This is a genomic window from Cytobacillus sp. OWB-43 (assembly GCF_034651445.1).
GTDB classification, from domain to species: Bacteria; Bacillota; Bacilli; order Bacillales; family Cytobacillaceae; genus Cytobacillus; species Cytobacillus kochii.
Genome location: NZ_JAYEFF010000007.1, coordinates 86796 through 102462, shown reverse-complemented (window position 1 = coordinate 102462; position 15667 = coordinate 86796). Strand labels below are relative to the sequence as shown.

The 15667-nt window shown below is 36.2% G+C and carries 14 protein-coding genes and 1 other annotated feature; of the genes, 10 read left to right on the top strand and 4 right to left on the bottom strand.

What is annotated here, in order from left to right; all coding sequences use genetic code 11:
- Positions 1-10: 10 nt before the first annotated feature.
- The 3 genes from U9M49_RS19655 to U9M49_RS19645 all read left to right on the top strand — a co-directional run bounded on the left by U9M49_RS19655 (position 11) and on the right by U9M49_RS19645 (position 2479).
- Complete coding sequence (locus tag U9M49_RS19655; RefSeq protein ID WP_224938003.1) at positions 11-334, top strand: YuiB family protein; 324 nt, start codon at positions 11-13, stop codon at positions 332-334.
- Between the two features lie 116 nt (positions 335-450).
- A complete protein-coding gene (locus tag U9M49_RS19650) occupies positions 451-1356 on the top strand; it encodes a nuclease-related domain-containing protein (RefSeq protein WP_322910417.1) in 906 nt (301 codons plus the stop codon).
- A 424-nt stretch (positions 1357-1780) separates the two neighbouring features.
- On the top strand, positions 1781-2479 hold the full coding sequence (locus U9M49_RS19645) for a 3D domain-containing protein (RefSeq protein WP_224938001.1): 699 nt from the start codon (positions 1781-1783) through the stop codon (positions 2477-2479).
- A 34-nt stretch (positions 2480-2513) separates the two neighbouring features.
- On the opposite strand, the gene U9M49_RS19640 is transcribed toward U9M49_RS19645, so the two are convergent.
- Both U9M49_RS19640 and U9M49_RS19635 read right to left on the bottom strand, forming a co-directional pair.
- Entirely contained in the window at positions 2514-3308 is a 795-nt protein-coding gene (locus U9M49_RS19640; RefSeq protein WP_322910416.1) for a cobalamin-binding protein, read from the bottom strand.
- Positions 3309-3327: 19 nt separating this feature from the next.
- A complete protein-coding gene (locus tag U9M49_RS19635; protein ID WP_095372049.1) occupies positions 3328-3804 on the bottom strand; it encodes a divergent PAP2 family protein in 477 nt (158 codons plus the stop codon).
- 206 nt (positions 3805-4010) lie between these two features.
- Between U9M49_RS19635 and U9M49_RS19630 the strand changes: the two genes are divergently transcribed.
- Both U9M49_RS19630 and U9M49_RS19625 read left to right on the top strand, forming a co-directional pair.
- A complete protein-coding gene (locus tag U9M49_RS19630) occupies positions 4011-5513 on the top strand; it encodes a leucyl aminopeptidase (protein WP_095372050.1) in 1503 nt (500 codons plus the stop codon).
- Positions 5514-5752: 239 nt separating this feature from the next.
- Complete coding sequence (locus tag U9M49_RS19625; protein ID WP_322910415.1) at positions 5753-7069, top strand: Na+/H+ antiporter family protein; 1317 nt, start codon at positions 5753-5755, stop codon at positions 7067-7069.
- 424 nt (positions 7070-7493) lie between these two features.
- On the opposite strand, the gene U9M49_RS19620 is transcribed toward U9M49_RS19625, so the two are convergent.
- Complete coding sequence (locus U9M49_RS19620) at positions 7494-8009, bottom strand: MerR family transcriptional regulator (RefSeq protein ID WP_322910414.1); 516 nt, start codon at positions 8007-8009, stop codon at positions 7494-7496.
- 179 nt (positions 8010-8188) lie between these two features.
- Between U9M49_RS19620 and U9M49_RS19615 the strand changes: the two genes are divergently transcribed.
- Entirely contained in the window at positions 8189-8422 is a 234-nt protein-coding gene (locus U9M49_RS19615; RefSeq protein WP_095372053.1) for a hypothetical protein, read from the top strand.
- Between the two features lie 76 nt (positions 8423-8498).
- Here U9M49_RS19615 and U9M49_RS19610 read toward each other — a convergent pair whose 3' ends face one another.
- Positions 8499-9884, bottom strand: a complete 1386-nt coding sequence (locus U9M49_RS19610; RefSeq protein WP_322910440.1) for a sodium:alanine symporter family protein — start codon at positions 9882-9884, stop codon at positions 8499-8501.
- Positions 9885-10175: 291 nt separating this feature from the next.
- Between U9M49_RS19610 and U9M49_RS19605 the strand changes: the two genes are divergently transcribed.
- The 4 genes from U9M49_RS19605 to U9M49_RS19590 all read left to right on the top strand — a co-directional run bounded on the left by U9M49_RS19605 (position 10176) and on the right by U9M49_RS19590 (position 15643).
- Positions 10176-11435, top strand: a complete 1260-nt coding sequence (locus tag U9M49_RS19605) for a PucR family transcriptional regulator (protein WP_322910413.1) — start codon at positions 10176-10178, stop codon at positions 11433-11435.
- 175 nt (positions 11436-11610) lie between these two features.
- Positions 11611-12741, top strand: a complete 1131-nt coding sequence (gene ald / locus U9M49_RS19600) for an alanine dehydrogenase (RefSeq protein ID WP_307318163.1) — start codon at positions 11611-11613, stop codon at positions 12739-12741.
- Positions 12742-13222: 481 nt separating this feature from the next.
- Positions 13223-13434, top strand: a binding site (T-box leader).
- 58 nt (positions 13435-13492) lie between these two features.
- Positions 13493-14923 carry a proline--tRNA ligase gene (gene proS, locus U9M49_RS19595; protein WP_322910412.1) on the top strand — a complete coding sequence of 477 codons (1431 nt, stop codon included), beginning with the start codon at positions 13493-13495 and terminating at the stop codon, positions 14921-14923.
- A gap of 81 nt (positions 14924-15004) precedes the next feature.
- Positions 15005-15643: a sigma-70 family RNA polymerase sigma factor gene (locus U9M49_RS19590; RefSeq protein ID WP_322910411.1), complete on the top strand. Its 639-nt coding sequence runs from the start codon at positions 15005-15007 to the stop codon at positions 15641-15643.
- The last annotated feature ends 24 nt before the right edge of the window (positions 15644-15667 follow it).

The following is a 15667-nucleotide window of genomic DNA, read 5'->3' as shown; positions in this document are numbered from 1 at the left end:
GACAAGCTGAATGCAAATGACCATTTTCGTATTGCCGATTTCTATGTTACTCTTTTTTGTTTTGTTTTTCGGAATTGGTTTTATATTAAATATGCTTTTAAGAATGTCATGGATCATGGCAATTGTTTATCCAATTGTCGTTATTAGGATTATTGATAAGGTTCGACTCATTGAATACTTTAATGACACTCGTGCTGCCTTTTCTAGTCTTTGGACGGAAATCACGAGCCTCCAATTAGCTGATATTCTCATCTTGAGCAGTGGCTTTGTTGGTGCCATTGTTGCTGGCATAGTCATTAACATGCTCCGCAAAAGAGGATATCGTATGTTTTAATCTATACATAGGGAAAGAAACTCTACTATATATTAAAGTAGAGTTTTTTGTATTTTAAAATAATGTCGTTTATTGTGATGGAATCTTTTATAATGTAAAAAGAAAGGCGGTACATCATGGCCATTATTAACCCCCTGAATCCCTCACATCAGCTCCAATTTTTACGTGCACTGAGTGTGCGAAAGGAATTTTCACTCGATGAAAAACAATACTTTCACTTATTGCTTAAAGGTTACGAAGGAGAAAAAAGGTGGCGAGAATATTTAAACGGCTTTCCTTCTGAGATTCCTATTCTATTTGACCTCACGCTAAAAAGTAATCATACGATTTTTCAGATAGATGCACTCATGGTTCACCAGCATCATATTACTTTTTTTGAGACTAAAAATTTTAGCGGTAACTTTACGATAAAAGATGGGCATTGGTATCATTCAAATAAAGAAATAAAAAATCCATTGATTCAAATAGAACGGAATCAAACACTGATTCGACAATTTGTAGATCAACATCATTTACAACTAACCTTTGATTATTTGTTGGTTTTTGTAAACCCTGAATTTATGCTGTATGATTCTAAGCCAAGAAAGAATCTCATTCTTCCCCCACAAATCCCAAATCTAATAAGAAATTTAAGCCAAATGCGTCACACCCCCACAACCCATCATACAAAGATTATTCAAACTTTATTAACCCATCAAACCGAGTCTTCATTGTTCGTCATCCCGAAGTATACATATCAGGAATTAGCCAAAGGGCTATTTTGTAACAAATGTAGGAATAAGATGGAAAGGAAAGCTAATCGGGTCATCTGCCCTACGTGTAAAAGTCAGTGTTCCTTAGAAAATGCATTGTTAGATCTGATTCATGATTTTTCCATTCTTTTTCCTGCTTTGAAAGTAACGAACCAAGTCATATTTAATTGGTGTAATGGGATCATAAGCAAATCAACTATTCGAAGAGTCCTCCTAAACAATTATTCCTTAAAAGGAAGTGGCCGAGGTATTTATTATGAAAGAAAATAGAACAATGCAAGGATTGCTTCAACATGCGTGGTTGATGAGTAATTTGGTAGGATTCAGGCGAAAACGCGTCAAAAATCTGTGACCGAAGAAAAAAATGGTAGGATTCAGGCGAAAACGCGTCAGAAATCCGTAATCGAAGAAAAAAGTGGTAGGATTCATGCATAAACACGTCAAAAACCCCAATGATCAAAGAAAAAGTAGAAGGGTTCGAGCAGAAAGCTATTGGACCAAGAGAGTGAATCTCTTGGTTTTTTTGATATGAAAGTCCAAGCGGTTATTAGTTAGCTATCAAATGATGAAGAATATTGAATTTTCATAAGGGTTTTATTTGATTGTAGGACCGTATGTTTAGCTTCTTTCTAAAAAAAATGAATATTACCTTGAATTAAGGGAAATGACTATTGTTGGGAGGAGTGATTAACTGATGTATGATATAAAAAAATGGGCGAAAAGAATGGTGATAGCTGTAGCGTTTTCTTTCGCTTTATTATCCACATTCCAAACGATTTCAGGTGTAGAAGCAAAGCAAGTGATTGATTATATGAGTGAACAAGCTAATGAAGGAGAGGGATCTACCCTATCTTTCAAACATGCTTTAAAATCGATTGGACTGGCCTTTAAAGATTTAAATAAGACTTTGGAAGCAGATCACTTGAAATTATCAGCAAGCACAGTTGCTGAGGAACCACCTTCTTTGAATGATTGGGATTGGTCACAATACGACACTAAGGAAGTTATCGCAACCGGATATACGGCCTATTATGAGTCGACAGGTAAAAATCCTGGTCATCCTGAATTTGGTATTACATATTCTGGTGTAAAGGTGAAAAGGGATTTATATTCTACGATTGCTGCAGATTTAACTGTTTTCCCCATTGGTACGATACTGTGGATTCCTGATTATGGGTTTGGCGTAGTTGCTGACAAAGGTGGCGCCATTAAAGGAAATAAATTGGACTTATATTATGAAACAGTAGATGATGTATATAATTCTTGGGGGAAGAAAACTTTGGATGTTTATGTAATATCAATCGGTGATGGTACGTTAACTGAAGAAGATTTACAAGAGTTAAATGAAACGGAATCACTACAAGTATTTAGACAGCAATATACAAAAGAATAACTAAACTAAAAAAGTAATGGGGGATGAGTACCCATTACTTTTTTAGTGGAGAAGAATATATTTTCGGATGTAATAACTGCCCCAATTTGATTGCCCCTTCGATTAATCTTGGTGAAGGACGGCAAAACAATTCTTCCTCTAGGACATAAACGTTATTGTTTTTCATTGCATCCATATTTGACCAACCTGGACGTTTCTGTAAAATGACTGGATTCACTTTTTCCTGTCTTACACCTACCCAGGCTAAACAAATGACATCAGGATTTTGCGAACGGATGGTGTCCCAGTCTGTCTGGATATTTGCTTGTTCTTTAAATGCGAAAAGGTTTTTGCCGCCCACAAGTTCACTAATTTCAGTTAGCCAGTTTGTACCTCCAGGTGTAAAAACTGGCTTTGGCCACCATTCCCAATAAAGAGAGAGAGGGTTTTTCACCTGTTTAGCTAACTTTTTTAAGTTCATTACTTCTTCATGAAAGCTTGCTGCGGCCTGCATGCCGACTTCTTTTTCACCTAGGGCTGTGGCTACAGTGATTAAGTCATTTTCTATATCTGTTAAGCTTTGTGGATTTAATGTTATGTAGGGAATGCCTCGTTCATCCAATGCTAGAATATTTTTTTCCATTCCCGGTACACTTAAGGATGCCAGCACAAGGTCTGGTTTAGCCTTTTCTACAGCGTTCATATCTATAGAGAGGTCTGGCCCCAGCTTTGGTAGAGTATTTACTGCTGCTGGCCAATCAGAGTAATCATCAACAGCAACAAGTTGATCGGTTAACCCTAAGTAGGCGAGAATTTCTGTATTACTAGGGCAAAGAGAGGCGACTCGCATGATTGAAACCTCCAATATCTTAAAATATCAATGCATATAAGAGTAATGTTAATAAAATACCTGTTAATCCTCCAAAAAACACTTCTACTGGTTTATGGCCTAATAATTCTTTCAGTTCTTTACGTTTTACTTGGTCTGGCTTTTTGGGCCATGATTTCGCTTCATCGACAAAACGGTTAAAGTCATTGACAAGCTGATTAAGCACAATGGCTTGTTCACCCGCTTGCCTTCGAACTCCGGTTGCATCAAACATAGTAATGATAGCAAACATGGCTGATATTGCGAAGGGAACTGAATCTAATCCTGCCTCGATGGCCACCCCTGTCGATAAAGCTGTAACGGCAGCAGAGTGAGAGCTTGGCATCCCTCCTGTACTTGTTAACAGTGACCAATCTAGCTTTCTTGTAGCAAAAAAGGTAATAGGGACTTTTACAAATTGTGCAAAGAGAATGGCAGCTAATGCTGACCAAAGAGGAAAGTTCAAAAATAATTCCATTATTTAACCACCTTATCGATGTTTGTATTCTTTGTTCGTGTTTAATTTTAATTAATTATTACTATAAGGAAGGATTTTCTATTAGTAACAGATTAGCACAAAACATTTTGATTTGAAAATCAGATCTTCTTAGACGATAAAGTTAGCTAGTCGAAATAATGTGAAAGATTAGATATAATGATTATATATCTTATGGAGGTGTTAACATGTTTACAGTTAAAAAAGAAAATCTTTATGACTCAGCTCATGAAGTTTTAATCATCGGTTTGTTCGATGAACCGAATATAATAAAAGATGCATTATCTTCTCTGGACGAAAAATTTGAAGGACAAATGAATGATTTTCTTAAGCAAGGTGATATATCAGGGAAGTTAAAATCAGTAAGTAAAGTACATACCTTCAATAAAATTGGTGCAAAGAGATTATTATTTGTGGGGCTAGGTAAGAAAAAGACATTACAATTCAATCAATTAAAAGAAGCGATAGGATTAGCCTTTAAAGAAATTCAAAAAAGTAAACTTTCGGAAGTAGCTGTTTTTTTAGACACATTTACGGTTGCCGATCAGCTTGATGCCCTCGATGTTGGTCATGCAGTTAGTGAAGCATATACCCTTGCTACCTATCGTTTTGAGGGATATAAACAAAAGTCAAATGAACCTGAAAAGACAATTGATAAAATCACAGCCTATACGACTGAAAATAGAGAAGATGTTTTATCTGCTTTAACAGTTGGTTATGCCTATGGTAAGGGAACAAACTCTGCAAGAACTTTAGTGAATATGCCTGGGAATATGTTAACAGCAACAACAATGGCAGAGTATGCGATTGAGTTAGCTAATAAATATGATTTTGAAATAGAAATACTAGATAAGAAAGAAATGTTAGAGCTTGGGATGGGTGCGCTGTTAGCTGTCAATCAAGGTTCGACAGAGCCACCGAAAATGATTGTTCTAAAATATCAAGGGAAAGATCAGTGGGAAGATGTCATTAGTTTAGTTGGAAAAGGAATTACCTTCGATACTGGTGGTTACTCGATAAAACCGAAAACAGGGATTGTTGGAATGAAAACAGATATGGGCGGAGCAGCAGCCGTTCTGGGTGCGATGGAAATCATCGGGGAGTTAAGACCAGAACAGAATGTATTAGCCGTTATTCCATCAACAGATAATATGATAAGTGGATCTGCCTTTAAACCAGATGATGTTATTACTTCATTAAGTGGAAAAACAATAGAGATCTTAAATACAGATGCAGAAGGGCGTCTCGTTTTAGCTGATGCCATTACGTACGCAAAACAGCATGGTGCCAATTATTTAGTCGATGTTGCTACTTTAACGGGAGGTGTTATTGTTGCCTTAGGAGAAGACACAACAGGTGCGATTACTAATCATGAAACCTTCTTTGAACAAGTATTAGAAGCCTCATTCGAAGCAGGTGAAGCGATGTGGAGACTCCCATTATTTGAAAAAGATAAACAAAGAATTCGCAATAGCCCAGTGGCAGATTTAAACAATTCACCAGGAAGAGAAGGCCATGCGATCATGGCAGGCGGCTTTATTGGAGAATTTGCGGAAGATACACCATGGGTGCATTTGGATATAGCTGGTACATCTACAACAAATAAACCTTACGAATTAGGTCCTGCTGGTGCCACAGGTGTAATGACACGTACACTAGCTCTACTTGTAGAAAGATTTGAAGTAAAGTAATCAACCATTCATTAAAAGCATCTTAAAGGATGAGAAGCTCCTTAAGATGCTTTTTTGTTCCTCCTTAGAACTCACATTTGCAAAGGTGAAACCTTCGATAACATGATGAATAAGAATGGGAATTATGACACTTTTCTTAAAAATCCATTATTTGACGAACTTGAATGAGTATGTTAATTTATTACTCTAACACTTTACTAAAATAAAGCAAATAATAAATAGAAAGAAAGGTTTTAATCATGAATGCTGTTTTACTTGCTGTATTAGTCATGTTAATACTAAGTCTATTACGTGTAAATGTCGTGTTATCCCTTATTATAGGTGCATTGGTGGGAGGATTAACAGGTGGACTTGGTATAACAAACACAATTGAAGTCTTTACAAATGGTTTAGGTGGCAGTGCAGAAGTAGCGCTTAGTTATGCTTTATTAGGAGGCTTTGCTATTGCTATTTCTCGTACAGGTCTACCTAATCTCCTTGTTGATAAAATTATTCAAAAGGTAGGGAAAGAAGGAGAGACAAGGAAGAAAGGATTATCTAAAACATTAGTCATTTTATCATTGTTAATTATGGCGTGTTTCTCACAAAATCTAATTCCTATTCATATTGCATTTATCCCTATCTTAGTCCCACCATTATTAAAAGTGATGAATGAATTGAAGATAGACAGAAGACTGATTGCTTCCGTTCTTACATTTGGTTTAGTTACTCCTTATATGCTTATCCCTGCAGGGTTTGGCCAAATATTTCACCAAATCTTAGCAGACAATATGACAAGTAGTGGTTTGAATGTTGATATGCAACAAATACCACTAGCTATGCTACTGCCAGCTTTAGGTATGGTTGTTGGATTAATAATAGCCGTATTTATATCTTATCGAAAACCGCGAGACTATCATCAATCATCAGAAATCATAGAAACTGAAACGGTATCTTATAGTAGGCGCGGTGTCTTATTTGCTGTATTATCAATCATTATTGCGTTAGTTGTACAAATACAACTAGATTCAATGATTATGGGAGCAGTGGCCGGTATTATAACTGTCTATTTAAGTGGGACCATAAAGGGCGCTGAAGCAGATAGCTTATTAACAGATGGAATGAAAATGATGGCATTTATCGGATTTGTTATGCTCGCGGCATTTGGTTTCGGTGATGTACTGAAAGAAACAGGGGATGTTGAAGTCCTTGTGTCGAATGTAGCTGAGATGATAGGTAATAATCAAGCTCTTGGTGCATTACTAATGCTTTTAGTCGGCTTGTTGGTTACGATTGGTATTGGTTCATCCTTTTCAACCATCCCAATTATTACGACCATTTTTGTGCCATTGTGTTTAGAGCTAGGATTTAGTCCAATGGCTACGATTGCGTTAATCGGTGCATCTGCTGCTTTAGGTGATGCTGGTTCTCCTGCTTCAGATAGTACACTTGGACCGACATCGGGCTTGAATGTGGATGGTAATCATAATCATATTTGGGATACATGTGTACCAACATTTATCCATTATAATATCCCTGTCATTATATTTGGCTGGATTGCTGCAATGGTATTATAAAAAGAATAAACGAGTATTATTTAAACCCGATCATATTTGATTGGGTTTATTTTTGTGAACTCGACCTGAGGCAATGGATATAGGTCAAGTTTTCTGATTCATGAATGAACACTAAGAATGTTTGTAAATCTGACCGTCAAAGCAGAATCAAGTAAAAAAATAAAAAAGTAATAAAGTCTAAGCCACATAAAGCTAAATGTAGTCGAACATTGCATATGTCACTATATACACCTAAAGGAAGCTAGGATTTAACAAAAAGATATGAATAGTAACTATTAAAGGATATTGACATAATATCAGTACCCTCAGTCAATCTGCTTTTAGTTTTCCAACGCGATCTTTAGAACCAGATATTCGTTTAAGCATAACCGCATAAAGGATAACAAGATGGTTCCAACCAAATCTGAGGAGGAACCAATTTTGTTTAAAATTTAATGCCGAAAAGCATTGTAAGAATATTACGCTTTTTTATTCTTTTTTTGGGTAAGATACTAGCAGTAGGGCTGTCAGAGGGAATAGGAGACACTTGCATGAAATTCTTCTTTTCAAGTATGTGTATACGTTCATGTAAACGTTCAATTTCTGCGTGTAATTCTTCTAACTCCTGCCGATGATGTAGCAACTGATAAGAAGTCACATCATCTGCTTTTGCATTTAAGCGTTGTTCTAACATATCCATTCTTGCGCTTAGTTCATCATTGGATATCTGTGGACTAGATATAGTGGCGTGCCGAATTTTTTTGCTAGTTACTTTTACGTCTTGAAGAAGGACACCTGTATTTAATTGATCATGAACTCTTTTTAATAATTGAATATCTTCTTCTGAGTAAGCATAATGGCCATGCTCATTTTTTGTCATATTTAAATTTAGCTGTTTTATCCATCGCTGAATAGTACTTTGGGATACACCGAGTAGTTTCGCTACAGCGCCTGTATTCAAAAGTAATCTCCTCCTTATCATTACTTTATTAAGAAGCATTCGCTTAAAGAAATATATTTTCCTTTACGTTTGACAAAACAAGTGTTGCTTCGTCAAAGATAGTGAATATTTTACAACCTTTTGAGTAATAATCGTTCTTAGTGGGGACAATGAAGAAAACAGATGGGAGGACAGGTAAAATGACAGAATACGAATTAGAAGACATCTTCCATGAGTCAGGGCATTACCACTTATATGAACAATTAAAGTATAAATTATGGATTGCTTATCAATGGCTAGAGGCAGATCGAAATATATTATCCGAGTTTCTAAATATTTATGATTTTGACCACAACGAAGAATTATATTGTAAGGAATTCTTATTTCATTATAAGATCTTTAAAAACATAAAGAAGAAGAATGCCTTTTATTAAATGAACAAGTAAATAATAAAAAAGCCCCCAAATCATTCAATTTGTGAGGCTCTTATTTCTTGAGTAATGAAGGCAATTATTTTATTTTATAATGTTGTGTGAAGAATTCGTCTGTTTCTTGTACAACAACTTTCCTCAACAGGAGTAGACCAACTAAGTTCGGAATCATCATTAATGCGTTAGCCATATCAGCAAATGCCCAAACGGTAGCTAAGTTAACCATTGCACCAGCTGCACAAGCAATAATATAAATCGCGCGGTAGCCTGCAATTCCTTTTGTCCCAGCTATATATTCAAAGCATTTCTCACCGTATACATACCAGCCTACAATTGTTGTAAATCCGAAAAAGATAACAGAAAAAGCGACGATATATTCTCCTGCTGTTCCTAATACTGATGCGAACGCTGCACTCGTTAATGCACCACCATCGAGATTAGGGTCATGGGTTACGCCAGAAAGTAATCCTCCTGTATAATCCCAAAAACCAGTAATGATTAATACAAGTCCAGTCATTGTACAAACGATGATGGTAACAATGAAAGTGCCTGTCATAGCAACAAGTGCTTGCTTCACAGGATGGTCTGTTTTGGCATTACCGGCGATTAAAGCAGCAGTACCTAAACCAGCTTCATTAGAAAAGATTCCTTTTGAGACACCATTTTTAATTGCCTCTGATACGACAACTCCTACAAAACCACCGGTTGCTGCGATCGGATTAAAAGCATAATGAAAAATTAATTGAAATGACGGAATAATCATTTCATAATTAACCGCAATGATGATTAAGGCGCCACCAATATAAAGAAAAGCCATAATGGGAACAAAGTATCCAGCGACGGTACTAATTCTTTGAATGCCTCCAAAAATAATGAGTGAAGCAAAAACAGCTAAAACGATGCCAGTAATAACACTGTTGATACCCAAGGATTCACTAGCTACTTGAGCAATCGTATTAGATTGCACGCTATTCCCTATACCTAAAGCGGCAAAAGCACCAAAAATGGCAAAGGCAATGGCTAACCATTTAAACTTAGCTCCTAATCCTCTCTCAATATAGTACATGGGTCCACTTGAATATTCACCATTGCTATTCTTTACACGATATTTCATTGCTAGTAAGGCTTCCGCGTATTTAGTAGCCATCCCGAAAAGCCCAACAATCCACATCCAAAAAATGGCGCCTGGTCCACCTAAAGTGATAGCTGTGGCGACTCCAGCAATGTTTCCATTCCCTATTGTTGCTGCCAATGCAGTCATTAACGCTTTGAAATTACTTACATCGCCTTCATCATTTGTATCCTTAGCGTTCCCTTCCTTTGTAAATGCTAATTTAAAAGCATAATAGAGTTTCGTAAATGTACGACCTTTAAGCATGATTGTTAGAAGTAGGCCCGTCCCAAACAATAAGATTAAACTGGGGGTTCCCCACAAAAAGGAATTAACTTTTTCAAGTATGTTCATAATGTCCACAGATGAATCTTCCTCTCTATAGTTGAATATCATACCATACTATATTTTTTTAGATGTAATCGCTTTCTTAAACATAAACCAAAATCATACTATCTTAATAAAATGATTGAAGTGCACGGAAAATTATAAGAATACTTATTATTGTAAAATTATACAAGGATAACTTCAATCAATTTTAAAAAAGTTTAACTATTTATAATAATCAATAAGTTTAAAAAGAGCTTTTCGACAGCATGTAAAGGTTTAGATATAATAAAAAAAAGAGGCAGTTGGAGGTTTGAAATGGGGAGAGAAAAACAGTACGGGAAAGATCCATTTAAACGATCATTTGATAACTTAGAAACATTTGTGGATAAAATTAGAGATGTTCTTGAATGTCCAGTTACTATTGAAGATGCTAATCATCGGTTATTAGCTTATAGTACGCATGATGACCAAACCGATCAGGCTAGAATTGCAACGATTATTAGCAGAAAAGTTCCCGAAAAGGTAATAAATAGTTTATGGAAAGCAGATGCTATACCTCAATTATTAAGGAGTGCTGAACCATTAAAGATTCCAGAAATTAAAGAAATTGGGCTGGGGAATAGGGTAGCAATCTCTATCAGGCATCAAGAAGAGGTGCTTGGCTATATTTGGGTGGTCGAACGAGATAAGTCTCTTACAGCAGAAGATATGTATTTACTAAAACTGGCTGCTCAATCGGCAAGAATTGAATTGTTGAAGCTTTATCGTCAAAAAAAGAAAAGAGAAGAAAGCTATCAGGATTTTTTCTGGCAGTTGTTAACTGGCAGATATCCCAAGCATGCAGAAGTAGTAGACAAGTTAGATGATTTTCATATCAAACCATCTCTACACTCTGCTGTCATTATTTTTCGTTTTATTGACGATATAGACATGCAAACAGAACAAAGCATGATTTATCTTATTTCAACGAGCCAAAAAATCCATATGACTTTTTATGCAACGATGGGTAATGATTTTATCTTACTAGCATCTCCGCCATCTACACAGGCAAATGAAACAGATTTATCTGAGTTTGTACAGTTTGTTATCAATCAAATGTATGTAAGGTTTGAAATTGATCATATCATTAGTGGCAGCAGTAGTTTGAAATTGACCTATGACCATGTTGAAGATCGCTATTCAGAATGCTTAGAAGTACTTCGTTTAAAATCACAATATCCGAAAGAAATGCAAGAAATCTATACTTATCACCAATTAGGTGTCTTTAAATATTTGGATGCCATTCTTGATATAAGAAGCCGTGATGCATATGAACATCCCGTCATCCAACGTTTAATTGATTATGACCATGCTCATCGAACGGAGCTATTAATGACGCTAGAGGCCTTTATTTTAAATGATAGCAATGTAAATGACGCTGCTAAAGTCCTGCATGTTCACGTTAATACATTAAATTATCGTTTGAAGAGAATTACAGAACTCACTCATGTGAACTTTAAAAGTACACATGAGAAATTTTCCTTGTATTTAGAACTGCAAATCCGCAAATACATAGAAAAAAAGCATCGTTTGTGAAATTACACAAATGATGCTTTTTCATTTTTCAAATATAAACAAAGTCATTTCAACATTCTATTATTATACTGACAATAGGGAAACATAAAATTGTCATTTATTATTTGACAATTTATTCTATGCAATTTATTCATACTTAAAAATTAATATAATAAATGGAAGGGGCCAAAAGGATATGATTATCGGCGTACCTAAAGAGATTAAAAACAACGAGAACCGTGTAGCAATGACACCAGCGGGGGTAGATGCATTAGTAAAAGCTGGACATGAAGTACTTATTGAAACGACTGCAGGACTCGGAAGTGGATTTCAAGATCAAGATTACGAGTTAACAGGCGCGAAAATCGTAGGCACGGCAAAAGAAGCATGGGCAGCGGAGATGGTAATGAAGGTAAAAGAACCGCTACCAACTGAATATGACTATTTCCGTAAAGGCCTAGTATTGTTTACTTATTTGCATTTAGCAGCAGAACCAGAATTGGCAGATGCGCTAGTGAAAAGTGGAGTAACGGCTATTGCATATGAAACAGTTGAAGTGAACCGTACACTTCCATTATTAACACCAATGAGTGAAGTTGCCGGTAGAATGGCTACACAAGTTGGAGCGCAATTCTTACAAAAAACAAACGGTGGCCAAGGAATATTACTTGCAGGTGTGCCAGGTGTATCTCGAGGAAAAGTGACGATTATTGGTGGGGGCGTTGTGGGTATTAATGCTGCGAAAATGGCCATTGGTCTTGGTGCAGATGTAACAATCATTGATTTAAGCCCTGAAAGACTTCGTCAACTTGATGATATTTTCGGTAATAGCATTCAAACATTAATGTCTAATCCATTAAATATTGCTGAATCTGTAAAAGAAGCTGACCTTGTAATTGGTGCTGTACTCATTCCAGGAGCAAAAGCGCCAAAATTAGTAACAGAAGAAATGATTCAAACGATGAAACCTGGTGCAGTCGTTATCGACGTTGCGGTTGACCAAGGTGGTATTCTTGAAACGGTTGATCATGTAACTACACATGATGATCCAACATATATTAAACATGGTGTTGTGCATTATGCTGTGGCAAACATGCCAGGTGCCGTGCCAAGAACATCAACAATCGCATTAACGAATGTAACAATTCCTTATGCATTACAAATAGCGACTAAAGGTGCACATCTAGCTGTTGAACAAAACCCAGCATTGAAATTAGGGGTAAACGTAGTAAATGGGCATGTAACGTATGAAGCAGTCGCAAGGGACTTAGGTTATGATTATGTTCAAGTCGATGCAGCATTCGCAAATGAAGAAATAACAAACTAATGATACTTTCTCCTACCTCTTAATAGGGGTAGGTTTTTTTACTTTTTGGATGATATATTAGACGATGTATGAATTTGTAGGAGTAGTTCAGTTGATACTAAATCATGTTGAACGCGATTTTCTTATAGCCTTCATTTAGTATTCTTTTGCTATGATGGTTAACGTATCTTCAGGAGCCCCTTTACCATTCAAGGATTTAATAGGGCTGTATTTTTCTAGTTACACATATAGGGGATAATCGAATTCCTTCAAAATATTAAAATAGAAAAATGGATTGTATTCTTTGTACGGAAAGGTTTATCTTTTCACATTCTGTTATTGATCATCTTATTTTTTTGCCTCTTCTTGTGTACCAATTAGTCTAGTAATAGAAAAAAGGTCACTTGAGAGGGCTAAAAAGAGAAGTAAAAAGCCATTAGACCAAGAGCCTTCAATCAAAATTTGACATTTTTCATTAAACTCTATATAATCTTCAAAAAATAGTTAATCGTTGATGAGGAATAGTAAGTTTTCATCATTATTTTCAGAGAAGGTATCCGTTTGTGCTGTAAGATATCTATTAATGAAAAGCTGAACCTGCCCTCTGAGTACATATTCTTTAGAATATGCGGTTTACTTGTTGAACCGTTATCAATAAGAGTGCAAAGCTTTGCTTTGAAATAGGGTGGTACCACCAGTCATTGGGTCCCTATTTGAAAGCAGGGCTTTTTTGTGTCTTTGAAAGAATAAAAATTAAAAATGAGGTGTCAATATGGGTAAGCAGTTTGTGAAAGAAATAACATCAATGAATGAAGATTTTCCACAATGGTATACAGATGTCGTAAAGAAAGCTGATTTAGTCGATTATTCGAGTGTGAGAGGTTCAATGATTATTCGTCCATATGGTTACGCCCTTTGGGAGAACATTAAATCAGCACTTGATCAAAAGATAAAAGAAACTGGGCATGAAAATGTTTATATGCCTCTATTTATACCTGAAAGCCTTCTTCAGAAAGAAAAAGATCATATTGAAGGATTTGCCCCAGAAGTCGCTTGGGTAACTCATGGTGGGGAAGATGAGCTTGCTGAGAGACTTTGTGTGCGCCCGACATCAGAAGTACTATTCGGAGAACATTATAAAAATATTATTCACTCTTATCGTGATTTACCAAAGCTTTATAATCAATGGTCAAATGTTGTTCGATGGGAGAAAACAACAAGACCATTTTTACGAACGTTGGAGTTTTTATGGCAAGAGGGCCATACTTGTCATGCGACGGATGAAGAAGCGTTAGAAGAAACAGTAAAGATGCTAGAAGTCTATGCAGATATTTGTGAAAATCTTTTAGCTATCCCTGTTGTTAAAGGCAAGAAAACGGAAAAAGAAAAGTTTGCTGGCGCTAAATTAACTTATACAATTGAAAGTTTAATGCATGATGGTAAAGCGCTACAATCAGGGACATCTCATCATTTAGGAGATGGCTTTGCAAAGGCATTTGGGATTCAATTTACCGACCAAGATGGAAAAGAGCAGTATGTGCAGCAAACTTCTTGGGGATTCACAACCAGAATTATCGGTGCGATGATTATGGTCCACGGTGATGACAGAGGTTTAGTAATTCCGCCAAAGGTTGCCCCAAAGCAGGTAATGATTGTTCCTATTGCGCAACATAAGGGTGGCGTATTAGATTTTGCCTATGATTTAAAAGAAAGACTAAGTAAAGTAGCGCGCGTAGATATTGATGCAAGTGATAAAAAGCCAGGTTGGAAATTTAATGAATATGAAATGAAGGGTGTGCCCATTCGCTTAGAAGTAGGTCCTAAAGATATTGAAAAGGGCCAAGTCGTACTTGCAAGAAGAGATACAGGGGAGAAAATGGTCACTCCATTAGAAAATCTAGAAGAAACAATTGTTCAACTCTTAGAAAAGGTTCAAACTTCACTTTATCATAAGGCAAAAGAACATCGCAACGAACATACGTATGAAGCATATACTTATGAAGAGTTTAAGCAGATATTTAATGAAAAACAAGGATTCGTCAAAGCGATGTGGTGTGGCAATCAAGCATGCGAAGAGAAAATAAAAGAAGACACAAGTGTGACTTCCCGATGTATGCCATTTGATGAAACGGCGATTGCTAAAGCGTGTGTTTGCTGTAAAGAAGAAGCACAGCATCTTGTCTATTGGGCTAAAGCTTATTAAGAAAAAAATTTTATTGACCCATATCTTTTTTTCACTTATAGCCGTTTAAGTAATAGAAAGTGTGAAGGGGTGAAGGAAACAATGCAGAAGGAGCAGATGGTAAGCCGGTCAGCAACGTTAGATTTGATTGCGAAAAAGTATTATCGAGACTTAGTAAGCTATTGCACCTTTCTTTGCCAAAATGAGTGGGATGGAGAGGACATAGCGCAAGAAACCATCTTGAAGGCAATGAAGTATAACGAGGCTAAATTAACACGAGCTTTGTTAAAGAAAATTGCTTATCATCAATGGATCGATGTGGTTAGAAAAAAGAAAAAAGAGCAATTAACAGAAAATCATGTTGATATCGAAACAAGAAATCATCATTTGACAGAAACAATTGAATTATTATTAGAGAAATTAACTGTGCAACAGGCGCTAGCTTTTTCATTAAAAGAAGCGTTTTTATTTAAGAATAGTGAAATTGCAGAGATGTTAAATATGAAAGAAGCCTCTGTTAAGAGTTTATTGCATCGAGCAAGAAGACGTTTAGGAACAGATATGAAAGAATTAAATCAGCAATGGGATGAGCCGGTCGAGAGAAAAATCTTTCAAGTTTTCCATCGTGCATTTGAGCATCAACATCCCACTGAGCTTATCAAATTACTGCCAATAATTAATCATTATAGTACTTCCAAGCAAAGCACCCCTTCAAATGCTTTCAATATGATGGCAGCTTAATGCTTGCCTTTTGGAGGTTTCCTA

Bases quoted from the DNA above. Each gene is read 5' to 3' on its own strand.
- ald (WP_307318163.1), top strand. From the start codon at position 11,611: ATGATTATCGGCGTACCTAAAGAGATTAAAAACAACGAGAACCGTGTA.
- proS (WP_322910412.1), top strand. From the start codon at position 13,493: ATGGGTAAGCAGTTTGTGAAAGAAATAACATCAATGAATGAAGATTTT.
- U9M49_RS19590 (WP_322910411.1), top strand. From the start codon at position 15,005: ATGCAGAAGGAGCAGATGGTAAGCCGGTCAGCAACGTTAGATTTGATT.
- U9M49_RS19630 (WP_095372050.1), top strand. From the start codon at position 4,011: ATGTTTACAGTTAAAAAAGAAAATCTTTATGACTCAGCTCATGAAGTT.
- U9M49_RS19610 (WP_322910440.1), bottom strand. From the start codon at position 9,884: ATGAACATACTTGAAAAAGTTAATTCCTTTTTGTGGGGAACCCCCAGT.
- U9M49_RS19625 (WP_322910415.1), top strand. From the start codon at position 5,753: ATGAATGCTGTTTTACTTGCTGTATTAGTCATGTTAATACTAAGTCTA.
- U9M49_RS19655 (WP_224938003.1), top strand. From the start codon at position 11: ATGCAAATGACCATTTTCGTATTGCCGATTTCTATGTTACTCTTTTTT.
- U9M49_RS19650 (WP_322910417.1), top strand. From the start codon at position 451: ATGGCCATTATTAACCCCCTGAATCCCTCACATCAGCTCCAATTTTTA.
- U9M49_RS19640 (WP_322910416.1), bottom strand. From the start codon at position 3,308: ATGCGAGTCGCCTCTCTTTGCCCTAGTAATACAGAAATTCTCGCCTAC.
- U9M49_RS19615 (WP_095372053.1), top strand. From the start codon at position 8,189: ATGACAGAATACGAATTAGAAGACATCTTCCATGAGTCAGGGCATTAC.
- U9M49_RS19635 (WP_095372049.1), bottom strand. From the start codon at position 3,804: ATGGAATTATTTTTGAACTTTCCTCTTTGGTCAGCATTAGCTGCCATT.
- U9M49_RS19605 (WP_322910413.1), top strand. From the start codon at position 10,176: ATGGGGAGAGAAAAACAGTACGGGAAAGATCCATTTAAACGATCATTT.
- U9M49_RS19645 (WP_224938001.1), top strand. From the start codon at position 1,781: ATGTATGATATAAAAAAATGGGCGAAAAGAATGGTGATAGCTGTAGCG.